The 21,538-nt window shown below is 61.8% G+C and carries 21 protein-coding genes and 1 tRNA gene; 10 read left to right on the top strand and 12 right to left on the bottom strand.

The annotated features are described in order from the left end of the window. The first annotated feature begins 1 nt into the window (after position 1). Positions 2-1,564, top strand: coding sequence for a TRAP transporter large permease (locus ACTXGA_RS16510; protein WP_443395521.1), 1,563 nt, complete (start codon positions 2-4; stop codon positions 1,562-1,564). A 33-nt stretch (positions 1,565-1,597) separates the two neighbouring features. Next, the gene (locus tag ACTXGA_RS16505) at positions 1,598-2,656 is read left to right on the top strand and encodes a TRAP transporter substrate-binding protein (RefSeq protein WP_443395519.1); all 1,059 of its coding nucleotides are present in this window, start codon (positions 1,598-1,600) and stop codon (positions 2,654-2,656) included. Positions 2,657-2,951: 295 nt separating this feature from the next. Here ACTXGA_RS16505 and ACTXGA_RS16500 read toward each other — a convergent pair whose 3' ends face one another. Both ACTXGA_RS16500 and ACTXGA_RS16495 read right to left on the bottom strand, forming a co-directional pair. Beyond that, positions 2,952-3,611, bottom strand: coding sequence for a DUF4386 domain-containing protein (locus ACTXGA_RS16500; protein WP_443395518.1), 660 nt, complete (start codon positions 3,609-3,611; stop codon positions 2,952-2,954). Positions 3,612-3,835: 224 nt separating this feature from the next. After that, entirely contained in the window at positions 3,836-4,330 is a 495-nt protein-coding gene (locus ACTXGA_RS16495; RefSeq protein WP_417211672.1) for a tetratricopeptide repeat protein, read from the bottom strand. On the opposite strand from ACTXGA_RS16495, the gene ACTXGA_RS16490 reads away from it, so the two are divergent. From ACTXGA_RS16490 to argE, 3 genes are all read left to right on the top strand, one after another. Further along, positions 4,307-5,617: a cytochrome-c peroxidase gene (locus ACTXGA_RS16490; protein ID WP_443395515.1), complete on the top strand. Its 1,311-nt coding sequence runs from the start codon at positions 4,307-4,309 to the stop codon at positions 5,615-5,617. The genes ACTXGA_RS16495 and ACTXGA_RS16490 overlap by 24 nt on opposite strands. Positions 5,618-5,757: 140 nt before the next feature. Further along, a complete protein-coding gene (locus ACTXGA_RS16485) occupies positions 5,758-7,086 on the top strand; it encodes a pyridoxal phosphate-dependent decarboxylase family protein (RefSeq protein WP_443395513.1) in 1,329 nt (442 codons plus the stop codon). Continuing rightward, positions 7,083-8,216 carry an acetylornithine deacetylase gene (argE, locus tag ACTXGA_RS16480; RefSeq protein WP_443395511.1) on the top strand — a complete coding sequence of 378 codons (1,134 nt, stop codon included), beginning with the start codon at positions 7,083-7,085 and terminating at the stop codon, positions 8,214-8,216. The genes ACTXGA_RS16485 and argE overlap by 4 nt, the downstream gene beginning before the upstream one ends. 323 nt (positions 8,217-8,539) lie before the next feature. Here argE and ACTXGA_RS16475 read toward each other — a convergent pair whose 3' ends face one another. After that, entirely contained in the window at positions 8,540-8,929 is a 390-nt protein-coding gene (locus ACTXGA_RS16475) for a nuclear transport factor 2 family protein (protein ID WP_443395509.1), read from the bottom strand. Positions 8,930-9,272: 343 nt separating this feature from the next. On the opposite strand from ACTXGA_RS16475, the gene ACTXGA_RS16470 reads away from it, so the two are divergent. Then, positions 9,273-10,868 (top strand): PAS domain-containing hybrid sensor histidine kinase/response regulator family protein, encoded by a 1,596-nt coding sequence (locus ACTXGA_RS16470; protein WP_443395507.1) that lies wholly within the window; start codon positions 9,273-9,275, stop codon positions 10,866-10,868. Positions 10,869-10,989: 121 nt separating this feature from the next. Here ACTXGA_RS16470 and fcl read toward each other — a convergent pair whose 3' ends face one another. From fcl to ACTXGA_RS16440, 6 genes are all read right to left on the bottom strand, one after another. Then, entirely contained in the window at positions 10,990-11,961 is a 972-nt protein-coding gene (fcl, locus tag ACTXGA_RS16465; protein WP_443395505.1) for a GDP-L-fucose synthase, read from the bottom strand. Between the two features lie 48 nt (positions 11,962-12,009). Then, a complete protein-coding gene (gene gmd, locus ACTXGA_RS16460; RefSeq protein ID WP_443395503.1) occupies positions 12,010-13,131 on the bottom strand; it encodes a GDP-mannose 4,6-dehydratase in 1,122 nt (373 codons plus the stop codon). Between the two features lie 178 nt (positions 13,132-13,309). After that, positions 13,310-13,386: transfer RNA gene (locus ACTXGA_RS16455), tRNA-Arg, on the bottom strand. Between the two features lie 43 nt (positions 13,387-13,429). After that, entirely contained in the window at positions 13,430-13,936 is a 507-nt protein-coding gene (locus tag ACTXGA_RS16450) for a GNAT family N-acetyltransferase (RefSeq protein ID WP_443395501.1), read from the bottom strand. Then, entirely contained in the window at positions 13,924-14,235 is a 312-nt protein-coding gene (locus tag ACTXGA_RS16445; protein WP_443395499.1) for an ETC complex I subunit, read from the bottom strand. The genes ACTXGA_RS16450 and ACTXGA_RS16445 overlap by 13 nt, the downstream gene beginning before the upstream one ends. 386 nt (positions 14,236-14,621) lie before the next feature. Beyond that, positions 14,622-15,077: a hypothetical protein gene (locus ACTXGA_RS16440; RefSeq protein ID WP_443395498.1), complete on the bottom strand. Its 456-nt coding sequence runs from the start codon at positions 15,075-15,077 to the stop codon at positions 14,622-14,624. Positions 15,078-15,469: 392 nt separating this feature from the next. Between ACTXGA_RS16440 and uvrB the strand changes: the two genes are divergently transcribed. After that, positions 15,470-17,668, top strand: coding sequence for an excinuclease ABC subunit UvrB (gene uvrB / locus ACTXGA_RS16435; RefSeq protein ID WP_443395496.1), 2,199 nt, complete (start codon positions 15,470-15,472; stop codon positions 17,666-17,668). Positions 17,669-17,681: 13 nt separating this feature from the next. On the opposite strand, the gene ACTXGA_RS16430 is transcribed toward uvrB, so the two are convergent. After that, entirely contained in the window at positions 17,682-18,197 is a 516-nt protein-coding gene (locus tag ACTXGA_RS16430) for a hypothetical protein (RefSeq protein WP_443395494.1), read from the bottom strand. Positions 18,198-18,728: 531 nt separating this feature from the next. On the opposite strand from ACTXGA_RS16430, the gene ACTXGA_RS16425 reads away from it, so the two are divergent. Further along, on the top strand, positions 18,729-19,016 hold the full coding sequence (locus tag ACTXGA_RS16425) for a hypothetical protein (protein ID WP_443395493.1): 288 nt from the start codon (positions 18,729-18,731) through the stop codon (positions 19,014-19,016). Positions 19,017-19,131: 115 nt separating this feature from the next. Here ACTXGA_RS16425 and ACTXGA_RS16420 read toward each other — a convergent pair whose 3' ends face one another. Further along, entirely contained in the window at positions 19,132-19,338 is a 207-nt protein-coding gene (locus tag ACTXGA_RS16420) for a cold-shock protein (protein WP_089276256.1), read from the bottom strand. A gap of 252 nt (positions 19,339-19,590) precedes the next feature. Here ACTXGA_RS16420 and ACTXGA_RS16415 point away from each other — a divergent pair, with 252 nt between their 5' ends. Beyond that, positions 19,591-19,974, top strand: a complete 384-nt coding sequence (locus ACTXGA_RS16415) for a VOC family protein (RefSeq protein ID WP_443395491.1) — start codon at positions 19,591-19,593, stop codon at positions 19,972-19,974. 6 nt (positions 19,975-19,980) lie between these two features. On the opposite strand, the gene trxC is transcribed toward ACTXGA_RS16415, so the two are convergent. After that, a complete protein-coding gene (gene trxC, locus ACTXGA_RS16410) occupies positions 19,981-20,406 on the bottom strand; it encodes a thioredoxin TrxC (RefSeq protein WP_443395489.1) in 426 nt (141 codons plus the stop codon). Between the two features lie 167 nt (positions 20,407-20,573). Here trxC and ACTXGA_RS16405 point away from each other — a divergent pair, with 167 nt between their 5' ends. Next, positions 20,574-21,536 carry a COG3904 family protein gene (locus tag ACTXGA_RS16405; RefSeq protein WP_443395488.1) on the top strand — a complete coding sequence of 321 codons (963 nt, stop codon included), beginning with the start codon at positions 20,574-20,576 and terminating at the stop codon, positions 21,534-21,536. Positions 21,537-21,538: the final 2 nt, after the last annotated feature.

The following is a 21,538-nucleotide window of genomic DNA, read 5'->3' as shown; positions in this document are numbered from 1 at the left end:
GATGCTGATCTGGTTCCTGCCTGTCTTCCTCGTCCTCATCATGATCGGCCTGCCGGTGGTCTTTGCCCTGCTGGCCGCGCCTTTTGGCCTGCTCGTGATGGACGACCAATCGCGCCAGCTCTCGGTCCTCTACCGCAACCTCTACAACGGCATGGACAGCTTTCCGCTGATGGCGCTGCCCTTCTTCATGCTGGCCGGTGAGATCATGAACCGGGGCGGCATCACCATCCGCCTTGTCGAATTCTCACAGGCCATCATGGGCCACCTGCGCGGCGGTCTGGCCCACGTCAACATTCTGTCTTCGATCCTCTTCGCCGGCCTGTCCGGCTCCGCCGTGGCCGACACATCTGCGCTGGGGTCCACCCTGATCCCGGCGATGGAGAAGAACGGCTATACCCGCCGCTTTGCCGCCGCCATCACCGCCGCCTCTTCCGTCATCGGCCCGATCATCCCGCCCTCGGGCATCATGATCATCTACGCCTATGTCATGGGCGAAAGCGTCGCGGCGCTGTTTCTCGCGGGCATCGTCCCCGGCATCCTCGTCGGTGTCGGCCTGATGGTCATGGTCCGCCTCATGGCCGACCGCTATGACCTGCCCAAGGCCGAACGCATCGTCCACCGGGGCCAGACCATCAGCACGGCGGAATACTGGGTCAGCCTGATCCTCGTCCGGATCAACGTCGGCGGGCTGCTGATGGCCGCCTATTCGGGCCTCGCCGTGCCGCTCGGCCTCGCCCGCCTGGATGAAAACGGCGACAAGATCCACAGCCTCAACCTCTGGATCGTCTTCGCGCTCATGCTGGTGATCGCACACGCGCTGATGATGTACTGGCGCAAACAGGTCGACCACGACTTCCGCATCATCTGCAAAAAGGCCGCCGCCCCGCTGCAGACGCCCATCATCATCCTCGGCGGCATCCTCGTCGGCGTCATGACCCCGACAGAGGCCAGCGCCGTCGCCGTCGCCTATGCCCTGATCATCAGCTTTCTGGTCCTGCGCTCCATGACCCTGCGCGACCTCTATCAGGTCCTCGCCCGCTCGGCCCTGTCCACCTCTGCCGTGCTGCTGCTGGTCGGCGCGGCGGTGGCCTTCAAGACGGTCGTCTCCCTGTCCCACGCGCCGCAGATCCTGACCGACATCATCCTTGGCCTGTCGGAAAACCCGCTGATCCTGCTGTTCCTGATCAACATCCTGCTGTTCATCGTCGGCATGTTCCTCGACGCGGGCCCCGCCATCATCATCCTCGGCCCCATCCTTGGCCCGATCTTCGTCGAACTGGGCGTGCACCCGGTCCACTTCGCCATCATCATGAGCGTCAACCTCACCGTCGGGCTGGCCACACCGCCCATGGGGCTGGTGCTCTTCGTGGCCTCCACCGTCAGTCGGGAGCGCGTCGAAACCATCGCCAAGGCGATCCTGCCCTTCCTCGCGGTGGAAATCTTCGTGATCTTCCTGATCACCTATGTGCCGCAGATCTCGATGACCGTGCCCTATCTCACCGATTTCATCCGTTGCCCGCCCGATACAGGCTACATGGCCTGCATCAGCCCGGGTTCCCGATAAACCAAAACGACAGCAATCCATGGGAGGATCAACATGCTGAAACATCTCTTTGCCGCGGCGACGATCGCGGCCACAACCCTGACCGGGGGCGCGGCCCTTGCGCAGGATCCGATCAAGCTGGTCGCCACCGCCAACTCGAACGAGGCGGATGAGGACTACGCCGGTCTCATCGTCTTCAAGGACTTCGTCGAGGCGGCCTCCAACGGCGCCATCGAGGTCGAGATCTACATGGGCACCCAGCTCTGCTCGACCGGCGCGGAATGCATCGAGGGCGTGGCCGAAGGCTCTATCGACATCTACATCTCCACCTCCGGTGGGGCTGCGGGCATCTTCCCCTATGTGCAGGTGCTGGACCTGCCCTACCTGATGGCCAATGACCGTGTCGCCGAACACGTCCTGTCGGGCGATTTCGTCCGCACCATGCGGGACATGGCACTGGCCGACAGCGACAACACCGTGCGCCTGATGACCATCGGCAACACCGGCGGCTGGCGCAACTTTGCGAACACCAAGCGCCGCATCACCTCGCCCGCCGACATGGAAGGGCTGAAGATCCGCACCGTGGTCGCCGACCTGCCGCAGGAACTGGTCAAGGCACTGGGCGCCGCGCCCACCCCGATCCCGTGGCCGGAACTCTTCACCTCGTTCCAGACCGGCGTGGTTGACGGCTCCAAGAACGGCATCACCGACATCATGGGCATGAAATTCCCCGATGCGGGCCTGCAGTACATCACGCTGGACGGTCACGCCTACATGGGCGCGCTGTGGTGGATGAACAACGAAAAGTTCATGGGCATGGATGAGGACATGCGCCGCGTCGTGGTGGATGGCTTCTACGCGCTGCAACAGGCCACCTTCGCCGCGCCCAAGCGTGGCGCCATTCAGGCCTATGCCGATTTCGTCGAAGGCGGCGGTGACATCTACGTCCCCTCGCCCGATGAGAAAGCAGCCTTCGCCGAGGCCGCCAAGCCGGTACAGGACTGGTTCCGCGACAACGTCGAAGGCGGCGGCAAGATCCTCGACGCGCTGATCGCTGCGGTCGCCAGCGCCGAGTCCGATATCAACGCGGCCTATGACGCCGACCTGAACTGATAGCGGCGACAGTTGCGAACGAAAGGCCGGGGGCGTGATGCCTCCGGCCTTTTGCGTTTTAGGGCCCGGAAACCTGATCGCCCGGCTCAGGTTGAAAAGGGCGGGTCTGAGCCCTTTCCAGCCGCGACGCGCGCAAGCGATTTCGCACATGTAGCGAAACGCACCTCGTTGCGACCGGTCCCTGAGCCGTATTGTCGGGGGATCATTGTTCCGCCGCCGATCACCCCGGAACGGGGTAAATCTTGCACGCCGCTCCACACTCGTTGGACATGGTGAAGCCGCATTTTCGGGGCTGTCATTTAGCGCCTCTCAACCCCTCCACCGGCAAGGCCGATATGTCCACGCCGCGAAGGATAAGCCACAGTGCCAGCGCCATCTCGTTGATCCAGATCGGCAGGGAAAGCACCAGATCAGTCGTTGAGCCAAACTCGATGCGGCCGAACAGGATGAGCAGGACCGAGACCGCCAGCATGAGGCCGCCGATCAGCCCCCAGACCGATAGCACGCGCGGCACCAGCCGGAAGACGAAAAGCACCGGGTATAGCACGCAGGTGCTGATGCTGAAGACCAGCAGCAGCAACAGAAAAGCCCAATCGTGCCAGACCAACCCGATTTCGCCCATGCCGGGCGTAAGCAGCAACAACAGGCCAACAGCGGCGGCAATCCCGGTGCTGGCCTCGATGGTCCGCAGCCCGGCGTAAGCGACGGCCAGCCCCCTGACGCAAAGCCAAAGGATCGGGAACAGAGCGATCGCGATCCCGGCGCTCGCCAAGGCGTTCACGATTTCAAGCAGCACGCCCAATCTGAGCGCCACTTCGCGCCCGGCAACGACCGCCACCTCGGTCGCGCTGTCGAGGATCGGCTCGACGATCATCTGGCTCGCCATCGTCGCACCTGTCGCAATGATGAACAGGACGCCGGCGACCCGGCTTTCGGTGCGGTACATTTTTGACATGAAGCCCCCTTGCCAAAAACTGCATTGCCACAGGCTATGCGGCGCTGGGACCGTACGCCATGACCTCGCTCAATCCGGCAGCGAAGGCGTATTGTGCGGAAGAACCGGCCCGGCCTTAGCCGTCTTTCCCACGCCCATAGGTTAACAAAACCCAAATTCGCGCCTGTAACCCCTTGATTCTACATTCCCCCTAAGCTGTCCACGCGTGGACACCCCATTTCCCCTCATCGAAACGGATACATCCAGACCCGATAATCCTCGACCAGAACCTCCGCCCTTTTCCGCTCCTCCCGACCCATCCTCGGGGTCAATTCTTCCAAGGAATCCGGCGCGTCCACGTCCCCCCCGATGGCCGAGAGAGCATACCAAAGATAGGCCCGCACAAGGTCCGGCGCGGGCATCCCAAGCCCCAGTTCATAATACCACCCCAGCCCCGACTGCGCCCCCGGATGCCCCTTCATAGAGGCCCTCAGATACCACTCGAACGCCCGCTCCGGATCCTTCTCCACGCCCAGCCCCAAGGCATACATCACCCCGATCAATTCCTCCGCGTCGGCATTGCCAGACCGCGCCAGCACCCGGAACTGATCCATCGCGGCGGAAAACTCCCCCGCTTCCATCAAATCCCGCGCCTCCTCCAGATCGGCGGCAAAAACAGGACTTGAGAGCGCCAGCAACCCTGCCAGAATGATCCCATGCGCCTGTCTCATGCCCTGCATCTGATCTGCCTCCTCATCCTCACCGGCCCATCACGGGCCGACCCCATCACGATGGATGATTTCCTGCCCACCGACCCGGCGCAAGCCCGCTTGGGCCAGCTTTTGTTCTACGACCCCATCCTCAGCGGCAATCGCAACATTTCCTGCGGCACCTGCCACCACCACAGCCTCGCCAGCGGCGACGGTCTCAGCCTTGGCATCGGCGAGGGCGGGCGCGGCCTTGGACCTGATCGAACCCCCGGAACAGGCCCCGAAGCGATCCGCAAACGCATCCCCCGAAACGCCCCTGCCCTGTGGAACCTCGGCCACAAATCCGTGCGCGTTCTCTTTCACGACGGTCGGCTGGAAATTTCGGACCAATACGGCAACGGCTTTGACAGCCCGGCAGAGGAGTGGCTGCCGCAGGGCCTGAACAGCATCCTCGCTGCGCAGGCGCTCTTTCCGCTGACCGCCCAGTTCGAGATGGCAGGCAACGTGGGCGAAAACGACGTGACCGGCGCGGTCCATGACCGGATCGACCTCGGCTGGCCCATCATTGCCAAACGGGTGCTCACGATCCCGGAATACGGCGCGCTGTTCGTCGAGGCCTTTGACCATATCGACGCCCCGGCAGAGGTCAGCATCGTCGAGATCGGCAATGCTCTGGGCGCCTTCATGGCCGCCGAATGGATCAGCATCGACAGCCCCTATGACGCCTGGCTGCGTGACGGCACGCCCCTAGCTCCGGAGGCCGAGCGCGGTCGGCAGCTGTTCTTTGGCGAGGCCGGCTGCAGCGCCTGCCATTCCGGCCCACTTTTCACCAACCAGAAGTTCCATGCCCTCGCCCTGCCCGCCTTTGGCCCCGGTCGCACGAGGGTCTTCGACCCGATGCCGCGCGACGTGGGCCGGATGGGCGAAACCGATCTGCTGGAGGACGCCTATCGCTTTCGCACGCCTTCGCTGCGCAACGTGGCGCTGACAGCGCCCTATGGCCACAACGGCGCCTTTGCCACTCTGGAAGGAATCGTGCGCCACCACCTTGCCCCCACTGCCAGCGGCGCGGCGTGGCAGGTGGCCGAGGCCGCCCTGCCGGATGTGCCGTGGCTGGCCGAGGCGGACTTTCTGATCCGGCAGGACAGCCGCGAAATGGCGCGGCAGGCGCGCGCACTGGACATAGCGCCGGTATCCCTGCCGGATGGGGACGTTGATGATCTGATCGCTTTCTTGCACGCCCTGACCGGCACCGGCGTGGACGCCCGCCCGCTGGGCAGGCCAGAGCGTGTGCCATCGGGCCTGCCGGTCGATTGATCCGCGCGGGACTTAGGCAGGACCTAACAAGGGGTGAGGCAGGATAGCTTTGGCTCTGCCGGCGCAATGTGAAACGGTCCGGCTGTGTCTCGCCGTCCATACGAAGGCGGCGACGCAACAACCCGCCATGTGGAGGTGAGATGACCCATTTCCCGTTCCCGCCAGAGGCCACCGGGGACATCCTCGACTGGACCGCGCGGCGCATCGCCGAAGGCCCGGACCCCAAGCATGGCGCGCAAAGCTTTGCCGTGCTTGACCCGGTATTGGGTGGGTCGATCCGGCCTGAGGGGATTGGGGCCGAAGAGGCGTTCAAGATGTTTGCCCAGACCATCGTGCCCTCGACCCGGCCATTCGGTCACCCAACCAGCCTGTCTTTCGTCGCATCCGCCCCGACAAAGGCCGCGCTGTCCTTCGACGCCGCCCTGGGCGCGGCAGGGATCTTTGCCGGGAACTGGGACGGCGGCGCCGGGGCGATCCATGCGGAAAACCAGGTGATCGCCTGGTTGAGCGGGCTTGCCGGCTGGCCGGAAAGCGCGGGCGGCGTTTTTGTCGCCGGCGGGACGCTGGGCAACCTGTCGGCCGTGCATGCCGCACGGGAGGCGCGTCAGGGGCCACGGCCAGCGCGTTGGGCCTTGCTCTGTTCGGCAGAGGCGCACAGTTCGATCAAGGCCGTGGCCCGCGTGATGGACGTGGATGTGATCGAGGTGGAAACCGATGCGCGCGGTGTCATGACGGCGGCGGCCGCACGGGCGGCGCTGACCGATCCGGCGCGGGTCTTTGCGGTGGTCGCCAACGCAGGCGCGACCAACTGTGGCGCGGTGGATGACATCGCGGGCCTGGCCGATCTGTGTGAGGAACATGGGATCTGGCTGCATCTGGATGGGGCCTATGGGCTGGCGGCGCTGGCCGATCCCGCGGCGCGCCCGCTGTTTGACGGGATCGAACGGGCCGACAGCTTTATCGTCGATCCGCACAAATGGCTCTTTGCACCCTACGATTCCTGCGCCTTGGTCTATCGCGATGCCGGTCAGGGGGCGGCGGCGCATGGGCAAAAGGCGGTCTATCTGGACACGGTGGACAAGACCCAATGGAACCCCTCCGACTATGCGCTGCACTTGACGCGGCGGGCGCGTGGCCTGCCGCTATGGTATTCGCTGGCCGTCCACGGGACAGAGGCCTACGCCCACGCCATCGCCCGGTGCCGCGCCACGGCGGCGGAACTGGCCGAGGGGATCGCGGCAACGCCCGGGCTGGAGTTGCTCTTGGGGCCGCAGCTGACCGTGGTGCTGTTCCGGCCCCAAAACATGTCCGAGGATGAGATGGTCCGCTGGGCCGAGGGGCACCGGCGCTCCGGTGCCTTGCTGTGCCTGCCGACGCGTTGGCAGGGGCAGATGGTTTTTCGCCTGTGCATCGTGAATCCCGAAACGGACGCGGCGGGCATTCTGGATGTCCTGAGGACGCTGACATGAGCCGGACAGAGGAGATCCTTGAGCGGTTGATCGGGTTCGACACGGTCAGCGCGCGGTCGAACCTGCCGTTGATCGGCTATGTCGAGGATCTGCTGAAAGCTGTCGGCTTTCGGGTGACGCGCCTGCCGGATCCTCAGGGGGACAAGGCCGGGCTTTATGCCGAGATCGGGCCGCCGGGCGCCGGGGTGCTGCTGTCAGCCCATATGGATGTGGTCCCGGTCGAGGGACAGAACTGGACCCATGACCCGTTTCACCTGACGCGTAAGGGGGATCGCCTGTTCGGGCGCGGGACGACGGATATGAAGGGATATCTGGCGGCGATGTTGGCGGCGGCGGAACAGGCTGCGGGCATGGACCTGCGCGAACCCCTCAAGCTGTCGATTTCCTACGATGAAGAGGTCGGCTGTCTGGGCATGGCCCAGATGATCGGGCCGCTGGCCGATCTGGTCGGGCAGCCGCGCCTTTGCATCGTGGGGGAGCCGACGCAGATGCAGGTGGCCATCGGGCACAAGGGCAAGCGGGCCTTGCGGGCGGTCTGTCATGGGCACGCGGGGCATTCGGCGATGGCGCCCTGCTTTGTGAATGCCCTGCATCTGGCAGCGGATTTCATGGGAGAGATCCGGCAGCTGCAGACGTGGCTGGAGGAGCAGGGCGTTCAGGACGCGGCCTATGAGGTGCCGTGCAGCACGGTTCATGTGGGGCGGCTGTTCGGGGGGACGGCCCTGAACATCGTGCCGGACCGGGCCGAGGTGCTGTTCGAGCTGCGGCATGTGGCCGGGGAGGATCCCGACGAGATCGAGGGGCGCATCAGGGAGGCGGCGGCAGGGGTCGCGGCCGCGCATCCGGGCGGGCGGATCGAGGTGGAGAGATTGAACGGCTATCCGGGGCTGGACGTGCCGCCGCAGGCCGAGGTTGTGGTGCTGGCCCGGGGATATGCGGGCGGAGCGGAAGTGACCAAGGTGGGCTTTGGGACAGAGGCGGGGTTCTTTGCCGGGCTGGGCATCCCGACGGTGGTCTGCGGGCCGGGGTCGATGGCCGGGCAGGGGCACAAGGCGGATGAGTTTATCGAGGCCGGGCAACTGGCGGCCTGTGATGCGATGATGGGGCGGATTCTGGAGAGCCTGACTTGAGGTGTCCACGCGTGGACAGCTTAGGGGGAATGTAGAATCAAGGGGTTACAGCCTCGAATTTACCAAACGTTAGGAAATGCCCGCCCCGAAGGGCCAGCCCTATGCAACAAATGATGCGGCGCATGGCTGCCTTTGACGGGTAACACCAAGCTGATCAGCCCGCCCCCGAAAAAACGTCGGGAGCGGGCCTCAGAGATCAGTTTAATGAACCCTATTGTCATGCGCCGCAGGTGCGGAATTTTCCCGGAAACAGCAAAGCGATCCGTCGGTCCGCGGGAAGGCGTGTCATTTCCTGCAACGCAAATGACCCCGCCGGCGGCAAATCAGACTTGTTTCCGAGACGCCTCGAAGTCCGCCCTCAGGGGCGCGGTATCATAGATGATCGTCATCCGAGTGAAATGCTGCCGGTCTTCGGCCAGTTCGAAAACATCGACGCATTCGAAATCGACGACTTTGCCGCTCGCCAGGGTCCAGACATACCGGAAATGAAGTGCGACGGTCCTGCCTTGGGCCGAGCTGTCGAAGACGTTGAGAAGGCTTGTCTGAGACCGTGTCGTATCCGCGAAAAGCTCTGCATAGAAGTCGTGCGCGGGCCGGGCACCGTAGAGCGGGGACAAAATTTCGGCGTCGGGCGTGAACAGGGCGCGGACGCCGTCCAGATCGCCCGCATTCAGGGCCGCAAGGTAACGATGGCAGAGGTTTTCGAGGGTCATTCCGGTTTCCTTTGAGGATTTGCGCCCGGACGCCTCTGAACTGATCGAGCCGCCCGTGGGCGGCGGCATCTTTGATCGTCACGTATCATCGAGCCGCCGTCAGTGACGGCGGTAATAGCTCGAAATATGATGGCAACGGATCATGGGCCCCGGGTATTGGGTCCGCCAGTGCCTGTCAATTGCATTCGTGCAAGCAAGGTGACGCCCCATCATGCTGCACGCGCGCACCCGCCTGTGCCCCCTCTGACCGCGCTCCCGTTCCACTGGCTACCACCAATGGCGAGGTTGTGGGCACCTGTCGCGTTGGTCTAGGTGTACGCGAACTTGATTGCCTGGAGCGTTTATGTCGATCAAAGCGGGCTTGAGCCGTTTCCTGAGGCAGGTGAGTGACCGGCTGAACGGCGAACAAGCGCCCACGAAGGCCCCACCGAACGAGGCGGAACTGTTCCGCTTTGTGCTGGGTGAGATCAATCAGGTGCTCTGGGTCGACAACCTTGAAAAGAAAAACTCCCTTCTGAATGTCGGCGACTATGAAAGCCTGTTCGACCGGCCAAGGGAGCGCCTCAAATCCGATCCGCTGGACTGGATGAACGCCATTCACCCCGAGGACCGCCCCAGCATCGAGGCCTCTCTGCATCTGCAAAAGACCGGCGATTACGATGTGCAGTACCGGGTCGTCCATAAAAGCGGGGCCATCAAGTGGCTGCGAGACAGGTCTTTCCTGATCCGGGACGAGACCGGCGCCCCCACGTATCTGGCCGGTCTGGTGATGGATATCACCAGTCAGGTCCGGCTGGAGGAACAGGTGCGCCACGACCAGAAAATGAAAGCCGTCGGTGCCTTGTCGGGCGGTATCTGCCATGACTTCAACAACGTGCTGGCCGTGATCCACGGCTATCTGGAACTGTCGCTTTCCGAAGAGCTTTCGCCCGATGTCACCAGATATCTCACGGCGGCACTTGGCGCGTCGTCACGGGGGGCGACCCTGACGCACCGCCTGCTTGCCTATTCGCGCAAGCAACCGCTGTCGCCCAAACCGATCAGCCCCGCGATTTTGATCAACGATCTGGAAGTGCTGCTGAAGCAGTCTCTGTCCGAAGCGATCCATCTTGAAATCGTGTCCGGGGCCGGGCTGTGGCGATGCCTTGCCGACAAGGACGAGTTGGAAACCGTCCTGCTGAATCTGGCCATCAATGCCCAGCAGGCCATGAAAAACACGGGCAAACTGACCATCGAAGTGTTCAACACCCGGATCGACGATGACTATGCCCGGGTCCACGAAGAGGTCGATCCCGGCCAATACGTCTGTTTCGCGGTGACGGACAACGGTGTGGGCATGTCGCCGGAGATCGTCGATCAGGCGTTTGATCCGTTTTTCACGACCAAGGCCCATGGCGAAGGCTCCGGGCTGGGCTTGTCGATGGCCTATGGCTTTGCCAAGCAATCCGGCGGGCACATCAAGATTTATTCGGAAGTCGGAGAAGGCACCACGGTCAAGCTGTATATACCGCGATCACTGGACTTCAGCGCGCAGCAAATGCATCTGACCGACGATTTGAACAGACGTTTCCTGCATGGGAAATCGGTGCTGGTGGTGGAGAATGAACCGGCGGTCCGCGATACCGTCGATCTGCAATTGAAACGGTTCGGTTGCCGGACGGTGAGCGTGGGCACCGCAAACGAGGCGCTGGCGGCGATTGCCTGCGGGCAGGTGTTTGACCTGTTGCTCTGTGACGTTGTTCTGGGTGGTCATCTGGCGGGCCCGGACCTGGCGCAGCTGATCCAGAAAGAGATCCCTGCCTTGCGGGTCCTGTTCATGTCCGGGTTCACGGAAAATGCGATCATTCACGACGGCAAACTCGATGCCGGGGTCAATCTTGTCCAGAAGCCCTTTACCAAGGATCAGCTCTTGTCCGCGTGCCTGCGGGCGATCGGGTGATCGGGCGGGGCGATTGCGGCCTGCGGGGGACGGCGCGGGCAACAGGGTTTGCGGGCACCCCCAAAAAGAAAAACGCGCCGCTGTTGAGGCGGCGCGCGTGATGGTTCAGGGTATGGCCGCCTCAGCGGCGGAAGCTGTCCTGATGTTCCAGGAACCACTGGTAGGTCTCGTGCACGCCATCCTCCAGCGCGACGGAGGATTTCCAGCCCATGTCGGCAAGGCGGCTGACATCCATCAGCTTGCGCATGGTGCCGTCCGGCTTGGTCCGGTCCAGTTCGATCTGCCCCTTGTAGCCGGTCACCTCTGCCACCAGTTGCGCCAGCTCATAGATCGAGACATCGACGCCGGAGCCGACGTTGATATGGCTCAGTTGCGGCTGGGTGTTGGCGTCATAGGTCGCCTTGTCCAGATCCATGACAAAGAGCGAGGCCTCTGCCATGTCGTCGACGTGCAGGAATTCGCGGCGCGGCTTGCCGCTGCCCCAGATGGTCACGACCTCCTTGCCTTCCTGCGCGGCCTCGTGGAAGCGGCGGATCAGGGCGGGCAGGACGTGGCTGTTTTCGGGGTGAAAGTTGTCACCGGGACCATAGAGGTTCGTCGGCATGACCGAGCGGTAATCGACGCCGTACTGGCGGTTGTAGCTCTCGCAGAGCTTGATGCCCGCGATTTTGGCCACGGCGTAGGGCTCATTCGTGGGTTCCAGCGGGCCGGTCAGCAGCGCGGCCTCGCGCATGGGCTGCGGCACGGCCTTGGGGTAGATGCAGGACGAGCCAAGCTGCAGCAGGCGTTTCACCCCGGCCGCCCAGGCGGAATGGATGACGTTACACTGCACCATCAGGTTGTCGTAGATGAACTCCGCCGGATAGGTGTTGTTGGCATAGATGCCGCCCACCTTGGCCGCCGCCAGCACCACGACGTCGGGCTTTTCCTCCGTCAGGAAGTCCCGGACCGCCACCTGATCGGTCAGCTCCAGCTCCGCATGGGTGCGGGTGACGAGGGTGATGTCCTCTCCCGCCGCCTTGCGCGCCTCAAGCTTGCGGGTGATCGCCCCGCCGACCATGCCACGGTGGCCTGCTACATAGATCTTGGGCATGGTGTGCCTCCTGTTCTAGGGACCGTCCGGCCGCCGGGGCAGAGGGTCTCAGCCGTTTTCCAGGGCCACGGGGATGTCGTAGCCGTGTTCCTTGAGCAGGGCGTGACGGCGGGCGACCTTGTGGTCGGCCTCGACCATCTCGGCGCACATTTCCTGAGCGGTGATTTCCGGCACCCAGCCCAGCTTTTCCTTGGCCTTGGTGGGATCGCCCAGCAGGGTTTCCACCTCGGCGGGGCGGAAGTAGCGCGGGTCGATGCGCAGGACGACATCGCCGACCTTGACCGCCGGGGCCTTGTCGCCGGTGACGGCGGCGACGGTGGCGATCTCGTTCACGCCCTCGCCGGAGAATTCCAGCTCGATCCCCAGTTCCTTGGCCGTCCACTGGATGAATTCGCGGACCGAATACTGAACGCCGGTGGCGATGACGAAATCATCGGCCACGTCCTGTTGCAGCATCATCCACTGCATGCGGACGTAATCCTTGGCGTGGCCCCAGTCACGCAGGGCGTCAATGTTGCCCATGTAGAGGCAGTCCTGCAGACCCAGCGCGATGTTGGCCATGCCACGGGTGATCTTGCGGGTGACGAAGGTCTCGCCGCGGCGCGGGCTCTCGTGGTTAAACAGGATGCCGTTGCAGGCGTACATGCCATAGGCCTCGCGGTAGTTTACCGTGATCCAGTAGGCGTACATCTTGGCGACGGCGTAGGGCGAACGCGGGTGGAAGGGCGTCGTTTCGGTCTGCGGGATTTCCTGCACCAGACCGTAAAGCTCGGAGGTCGAGGCCTGGTAGAAGCGCGTGGACTTTTCCATGCCGAGGAAACGGATCGATTCCAGCAGGCGCAGGGTGCCGGTAGCATCCACGTCCGCGGTGTATTCCGGCGCCTCGAAGCTGACGGCCACATGGCTCTGCGCACCGAGGTTGTAGACCTCGTCGGGGCGCACTTCGGACAGGATGCGGGTCAGGTTGGAGGTGTCGGTGAGGTCGCCGTAGTGAAGGGTGAAGTTCTTACCGCTGGTGTGGGGATCGTGGTAGATGTGGTCCACACGTTCGGTATTGAAGAGAGACGCGCGACGCTTGATGCCGTGGACCTCATAGCCCTTCTCCAGAAGCAGTTCCGCCAGATAGGAGCCGTCCTGACCGGTCACACCGGTGATGAGTGCTTTCTTCATTGCCAACCTTCATAACTACGCAGGGCCTGCAAAAACGGCCCGAATTCGGATTGGCAACCGCATAGCTTAGTTGCCGGGAGAGGCGCAACTTGAAAGCGGCAGGTTCCCGGGACAGGCGCTCAGCGCCCCGCGGAGAGGCGGATTCTTGCGAAAACCTGCGTCTTTTCGACCATAGTTGTGGCGATCCCTGAAGGACTCGAACCCTCAACCTGCTGATTAGAAGTCAGCTGCTCTATCCAGTTGAGCTAAGGGACCGCTGGCTGTGGTTTTGCAGATTTTCGCGGGGCAGGGCAAGCAGTCACAGACTTCGGGACATGAAAACGCTGAGCGGATCGGTCCTGTAGGCGCCGAAGGGCGGGCATTCGGCAAATCCCTGTGCGCGGTAGAGCTGTCTGGCGGCGGAAAAGGCGGGGGCCGTTCCGGTTTCGAGGCAGGCCCCGGTCACGCCCTGTGCGCGGGCCACGTCAAGAATGCGCGTCAACAGGATATGCCCAAGCCCGCGCCCGCGCATCGCGCCCGCCACATGCATGCTCTTCAACTCGATCACCGGCCCCTGCCCCGCCAGATCCACGGGCGCGGCATCCTTCGGCAATATCTTGAATGCCCCGACAGCGCAGGTCGCGCCTGCCGCATCGCGCAGGGCAAAGACATGCGCACCCTCGGCCCGCAGGGCCGTGGCGGTCATGACATGGCAGCTTTCTTCGGGGCTTTGCGACCGCATCAGGGCATGATGGGCGGTCAGCAGCGCCTCAACCTCGGCGTCTGCCTGCGTGATCGGTTCGAGCGTGACGCTCAGTGCGTCCAAGCGCTGCGCCGGTCCACGGCGAAGTTCTCGGCGTAGCCGCGGGGCCGGATGTTGGCCTTGCGCTTTTTGGGTTCGATCACCTGGGCGTCGATGCCGTGGTCGCGGGCATAGGCCAGTGCAGCATCCTTGCTGTCAAAGCTCATGCGCACCTGCGACTGCGTATCGCTGGACGAGGTCCAGCCCATCAGCGGATCGACCGAACGCGGGCTGGCCGGCGCGAATTCAAGCAACCAGGTCTTTGTCTTGGCCTGACCCGATGACATGGCAGTTCTGGCCGGCTGGTAAATGCGTGCCCGCATGGCGCACCTCCTGTCTGTACCTCTCTTCTTGCGCGATATGCAAAGCAGGCACAAGCACCACAAGGGGGTGCTTTGTCACATTTTGAGGGAGAAGAGCACAAGCAGGTGAAAACGGCGGTCTCTTCACTGGGAGCGAGGGGTGGGTATATGTGGTCGAGCCCACTGCTTTCATCACTGCTTGCTACCCAAAGGTATATTTCCCCATCTCCTTTGGGCAAATTCTTTCTGATTTGTAAATTCCCGGGATTTTTTCGATTTCTATATCAAACCACTGAAAACAAAAGAAAAACCATGAAAAAATTAATTTAACCCCTTGACCGGTCAATTTCCTGCTTTCCGGTCAAATCGGCAAAAAACAAGCCGTCCGGCCAAGAATCATGGTCGCGTCAAGCGTCTGCGCAAAGCCATGCGATCAGTTCTTCTGCGTCGTAGGACACCATGAGCATCTCCTGCTGTTCCAGATTGAACCCGCTCATCGTGCCCTGAAACATCCGCAGGGTTCCGTAACCCACGCTGCTGTCCACGAGATAGGCACGCTTGACGCCGATTCTTTCGGGAAAGCGCTGCATGAGGAAGGCATGTGAGCGGAATTCTGACGGAGAATACTGGACGAAATCGTGCCCGCGAAAATCCCACAGGGTCGGCAGGCTGGCACCAAGGATTGGCTCTTCGACGATCCGGGTCATGACTTCTGTCAGATCAGTGCGGGTCAGATAGCCTTCGGGACATCCCACGAGAATGCGCGTGCCGCTGTCCAATCGCATAACATGCAAGACGACGCTGCCATCCTGTCCCGTTACCCGTGTCGAGGCCTCATGTGTTCCGTGTGTCAAAAACCCCAAGGTCGAGGTCCTTATTGTCCGTGCGGACGCACCCGCAAGTTACGCCCAATGATGGAGGAAGAGAACCACATTACAACCTATACGGTCGTATCACGCAACTTCAAACCTTTAATGGCAACCCACACCGGTACGCGTCATCGGGCCAAGGGGCCCCGCATCGCCCAAGCGTGGCGGACAGACGCAATACAACCGAGGCCTGAGCCGTACTGCAGGAAGGCACGAACATCCAGTCCACCGCCGCCCGGACTGTTCTTATGCACCGAAAGTGACGCAACGTCCCCTGGGCGCACGGCGGGGTGTTGACCCGGACCCTGCTGACGGAAACCGTCAGTGGCGCGCTTGCAAAGCCCGCCGCCGATGCCACATTGAGGGGCTTGAGGGGAGTCGCCGCCATGCACAACAATTCGCCGGAACAGATGCCGATCCTGCACGCACCCGCCCCCGATGTGCGGGACCGTGAAAAGCTGGAAGGCGGCAAGCGCTTTGTCATGCAGACCGAATTCTCTCCCGCCGGCGACCAGCCGACGGCCATCGTGGAACTCTCCGAGGGTGTGCGCAACGGTGAGCGCGATCAGGTCCTGCTGGGCGCCACCGGCACCGGCAAGACATTCACCATGGCTAAGGTGATCGAGGAAACGCAGCGCCCCGCCATCATCCTTGCCCCGAACAAGACGCTGGCGGCGCAGCTGTATGGCGAGTTCAAGGGCTTCTTTCCCGACAACGCCGTCGAATATTTCGTCAGCTATTACGACTACTACCAGCCCGAAGCCTATGTCGCGCGGTCGGACACCTATATCGAGAAGGAAAGCCAGATCAACGAACAGATCGACCGGATGCGCCACTCGGCCACCCGGGCGCTTCTGGAACGCGATGACGTGATCATCGTCGCCTCGGTGTCCTGCATCTACGGTATCGGGTCTGTCGAGACCTATGGCGCCATGACGCAGGATCTGCACACGGGCCGCGAGTACGAGATGCGCAAGGTCATGGCCGATCTGGTGGCGCAGCAGTACCGCCGCAACGATCAGGCGTTTCAGCGCGGGTCATTCCGGGTGCGCGGCGATTCACTCGAAGTCTGGCCCGCCCACCTTGAGGATCGCGCCTGGCGGCTGTCGTTCTTCGGCGAGGAACTGGAGGCGATCACCGAATTCGATCCGCTGACCGGGGAGAAGACCGACACCTTCGAACGTATCCGCCTCTATGCCAACAGCCACTATGTGACCCCGCGCCCGACGATGAACCAGGCCATCATCGGCATCAAGAAGGAGCTGCGCCAGCGGCTGGATCAATTGGTGAACGAGGGCAAGCTGCTGGAGGCGCAGCGGCTGGAGCAGCGCACCAACTTCGACCTCGAAATGCTGGAGGCGACCGGCGTCTGCAACGGGATCGAGAACTATTCGCGCTACCTGACGGGTCGCGCCCCCGGTGAGCCTCCCCCCACTCTGTTCGAATTCATCCCCGACAACGCGATTGTCTTTGCCGATGAAAGCCACGTTTCGGTCCCGCAGATCGGCGGCATGTACAAGGGCGACTACCGGCGCAAGTTCACGCTGGCGGAACATGGCTTCCGCCTGCCCTCCTGCATGGACAACCGCCCGCTGAAGTTCGAGGAATGGGACGCCATGCGCCCGCAGTCAGTCTTTGTCTCGGCCACCCCCGCCAAGTGGGAGATCGAACAGACCGGCGGCGTCTTCACCGAACAGGTGATCCGCCCCACCGGGCTCTTGGATCCGCAGGTCGAGATCCGTCCCGTCGAAATGCAGGTGGATGACCTGCTGGACGAGGTGCGCAAGGTCACGGCGGATGGCTATCGCACGCTCTGCACCACGCTGACCAAGCGCATGGCCGAGGACCTGACCGAATACATGCATGAACAGGGGATCAAGGTCCGCTACATGCACTCCGACATCGACACCATCGAACGGATTGAGATCCTGCGCGACCTGCGGCTGGGAGCTTTTGACGTGCTGATCGGGATCAACCTGCTGAGAGAGGGTCTGGATATTCCCGAGTGCGGGCTGGTGGCCATTCTGGACGCGGACAAGGAGGGCTTTTTGCGCTCTGAGACCTCCTTGATCCAGACCATTGGCCGGGCGGCGCGGAACGCGGACGGGCGCGTGATCATGTATGCCGACCGGATCACCGGCTCGATGGAGCGCGCGCTGGCCGAGACCAACCGGCGGCGTGACAAGCAGATCGCCTATAACAAGGAACACGGGATCACGCCCGAGACGGTCAAGAAGAACGTCGATGACATTCTGGCGGGTCTGTATCAGGGCGACGTGGACATGAACCGCGTCACCGCCAAGATCGACCCGGCGCGGCAGGGCGCGAACCTGCAGGCGGTGCTGGACGGGCTGCGCGCCGACATGCGCAAGGCCGCCGAGAACCTGGAGTTCGAAGAAGCCGCGCGGCTGCGGGATGAGGTCAAGCGGCTGGAGGCGGTCGATCTGGCAGTGTCGGACGACCCCTTGGCACGCCAGCAGGCGGTTGAACGGGCGTCCGAGGCGGCGGTGAAGGCCAAGGGACGGTCAACAGCCGGGAAGCCGGGGCAAAGAGGCGGGAATGTGAAGAGGCGGCGGAAGGGGTGATTTCGTGTCACCCTTATTGCCAAAAAATAAAAAACAATGAAATTGCTCTCTTCACAAACACCATACCAAAGCCTAAAGCCGCCATGTAAAACAGCAGTCGACAAGTTCTTCCCCAGTTTGGGTTAGATCGCTTGTCTCTAACAAACTTTTCTTTACAATGCTGAAGGTCCGCTTGGAAATCGTCACGCGGATAATGCTTGGCGGATAAATCCTTGATCTCCAGCATTTTCAAGTAAAGATCGTTGGCGCTTTCAAACCTCCGAATTACTACCGGGCAGAAAATATCGAACAGCAAGTTTGCAGCCGCCAAAAAGATACTTGAAAAGTAAAGTATTAAAAGGTCGCCCCGTGATACACCTGCGATTTGGCTGAAGAATCCATTTTTTGTGAGGAACGGAGCCAACAATAAAGAGAAATAGGAAACCCTTAGCAGTAGGATATTGCCAGCTGGCTTTAGCGATATCCAATTCACCCGATCCGGCCATTCCGGCCAGATGAAAGCATAGAGAGCTGCGAGCTTATTGTTCAATTACCCACCTGGCCGAATTGCATGGATCTGAGCATGCGTCAGGTATGCATAGCCGATGCCCCCGCCTCTTGTAGGATAAGAAACAATCATCCTATGATCGCTGCCGATGTTGAAAACCTTCTCCACTCTGACCCGCAATTCCACAGGAAAATCAACCGCCGGGCCTTCCTGCACTGAATCTCTAACGACACTTTGCGAAAAATTTCTGACCAAGTTTGGCGAGATCGCCCGGACAACGACAGCGCCTTGCCCAATAGACCAACCATCACAACTCATGTGACCCCCAAATTGAATGATATCATCATATTTTACAACGCAATCTGTGTTAGCAGCAAGTTTCTTATCGACTCTTCCGGGATTAACTTCCGTGAGCACCGTCCGAGCGAGACGGTTGGCGAAAATTCCTCCTCCCCCCTTGAACCGCCCCCCGCCCCATCCCACTTCCGCGAAATCCGGGTGTGAGGCTCCGCCCGGCGGCTGCAGACGCGAGTCTCGCGTCGAGAGCGCTTTCCTCCCTTCGGGACACATCCAATGCGCATTCTTGCCACCGCGGCCTTTGCCGCTCTTGTCGCCTCTCCGCTGATGGCTGACGAAACTTCCGGGCTGGTTCAGTCCTGGACCCCAAAGACCCACACCCTTGTCCTGAACGACAAGACCGTCTGGACCCTGCCTGCGGACCTGATGATTCCCGCCGATCTGGGAATCGGCGACCGCATCGTGCTGGATTATGAAACCGCGGGCGAAGACGGGCTGGTCAAGATCGAAGCCCTGCTGCGCATTGCCCCCGCCCTGCCCGCTGGCAGTGACGGCGGCGCCTGATCCGCATCTTTTCCGGGTGGCAGGGCGCCACCCGGCACCACCCTCAAACCACCAGAACACAAAAAAACGCGGCCCCGATCGGGACCGCGTCGCATCTTTCCAAAGCGGGTAAGCTTCAGACCAGTTCGAGGTTCACTGCGCTTTCGCGGCCGTCACGGCCTGCTTCCACGTCGTAAGTGACCTTCTGGTTGTCGGCGAGGCCGGTCAGGCCCGAACGCTCAACAGCAGAGATGTGCACAAACACGTCTTTGCCGCCCGCATCAGGCTGAATGAAGCCGAAACCTTTGGTGGTGTTGAACCATTTCACAGTGCCATTGGCCATCTGTCTATTCCTTTAGTATCTTGCCGCTCGCAACATGCAGCGGCCCGGCGAAGGCGCGTCTTGATCGAGTGACTGCGTGCCGGTGAAGGAAGACAGGTATCGAAGAGAAGGCTTAGCCGGGCCTCTATCTCAGATTTTCGGTGAGAAAGCAAGCGGAGTCGGATGACAGCACCGTGATATTGTCGGGCCGCCCCCTCTTTCGTCCCGGCCCCTGCCGTGCCACGGTGCGCCGACCCTGCACCGGAGCCCGCCATGCCTGTCATCGCCTTCGACCACGTGAATATCCGCACCGCGCAGCTGGACATCATGGTCCGGTGGTACGGCGAAATCCTCGGGCTGCGGCCCGGTCCGCGCCCGCCCTTCGCCTTTCCCGGGGCATGGCTGTATCTGGGCGATCAGCCCTATGTGCACCTTGTCGAGAAACCCGCACAGGCCAAGGCCGACCCCGGCGCCGCGCTGGAACATTTCGCCCTGCGCGCCACGGATATGGCCGCTTTCCTGGCCACGCTGGACGCGCATCAGATCGCCTATTCCGTCGACGAGGTGCCGGAGTTCCCCATCGTTCAGGTCAACTTTCGCGACCCCGACGACAACCATATCCACGTGGATTTCAACAAGTCCGAAATGCCGGGCTGAGGCCCGTCAGGACCGCACCCAGCCGACGATCTGCCCCGCGGGCATGGCACCGGACTGCCGCTTGACCTCTTTGCCACCGGCAAAGCGGATCATGGTCGGAATGCCGCGAATGCCGTGTTTCTGACTGGCCTGCGGATGCGCCTCTGTGTTGACCTTGACCAGCCGCGCCTCCGCGCCCAGTGCCGTGGCCGCCTTGCCGAATTCCGGCGCCATCATCCGGCAGGGACCGCACCACGGCGCCCAGAAATCCACCACCAGCGGCACATCGTCGTTGCGCGCGGCCTTGGCCAGCGTGGCGGCATCCACCTCGATCGCCTTTCCGGGCATCAGGGGTGCGCCGCAGGTACCGCATTTCGGGTTTGCCGACAGCTTGTCCTCGGGCACCCGGTTCATCTGTCCGCAATCCAGACAGGTCATCTTTTTTCCAGCCATGTCAGGGCCTCCAAACACATTCTTTTTGAGAGATGTGTGGCGCTGCGGGCGAGATCAAGCCCCTTCGAAGAAAGTAACCGATGCATCGGAAACGAAATACAACGAAATACCCTGACTGCTTTGCGGCACGACGATAGGCTGTCTGCTTAAACCGGATCGGGGAAACGATGTTCAGATTTCTTGCTGCCTTGGCGCTATTTTCAACGACGACAAGCGCTTGGGCGCAAACCATCGATTGGCTAGCCGAAATCGAGAAAAAGACCCGAATAGCTCAGACCTACGAGGCTCATCTCAAGGAAGTCGGCGACGGCATCTTTGGCTTGAGTTCGGCCCATCCCGAAGCCTATCTCGACGAACACCGCTGCGCCATTCTGGGCCAGATGTTGGGACAAACCCATCTTGTCGGCGACCTGATGCTAATCGATTCCCCGCCATTGGTGGACGACATGGAATTGGTGATCGATTTCGCCTTTGCAGCGATGTCTCGCTACAACTGGGTAAAAATGGCGGAAGAGGCCTTGGCGTCCAACCGGGCTGATCGCCTGAACACGTGGAACCTGCAATGCGTCGGGACCTTGGGTATTCCGGCCTCTGCGGGGTTGGAAAATGCAGCCCCCGAAGCTCAATTCGCAGTTGGCGGACAATGGCTCACCGTTTTCGGTGATATCGACAGCGGGTTTTTTGAACGGTTCCTTGCGGAACTGGAGCGGTCTCCGACGGTTACCGAAGTTCGCCTGGGCAGTGGCGGCGGCAGCGTGAAGGATGCTTTGTTGGCCGGACGGGAAATCCGCTGCCGAGGGTTGAACACCACACTGGCCGGCAATTGCTATTCCGCCTGTCCGCTGGTCTTTGCGGGCGGCGTCGACCGGACAAAATGGGCCAACGCGGGTGATGATTTCGGTTTTCATCGTCTATCGACGACTGACGGTACCATCCTGCCCGACAATCACCCCTTTTATGATCTAATCGCCGAATACTTGACCGAGATGGGGGTCGATCCAGTGACCTATATTGGCTGGATGCTGCAAGCCGGGCCGGATGAATTGTTCTCACCCGAGCCTCGGGATCTCTGCAAGCCCATGCTTGCCACTTTCGTGCAACGGATCTGCGCGGATGGTGAGTTTTTCTAAGG

This window comes from Antarctobacter jejuensis (assembly GCF_052266595.1).
GTDB classification, from domain to species: Bacteria; Pseudomonadota; Alphaproteobacteria; order Rhodobacterales; family Rhodobacteraceae; genus Antarctobacter; species Antarctobacter jejuensis.
The sequence above is the reverse complement of the archived record's forward strand: the minus strand, read 5'-3'. Positions and strand labels throughout refer to the sequence as shown.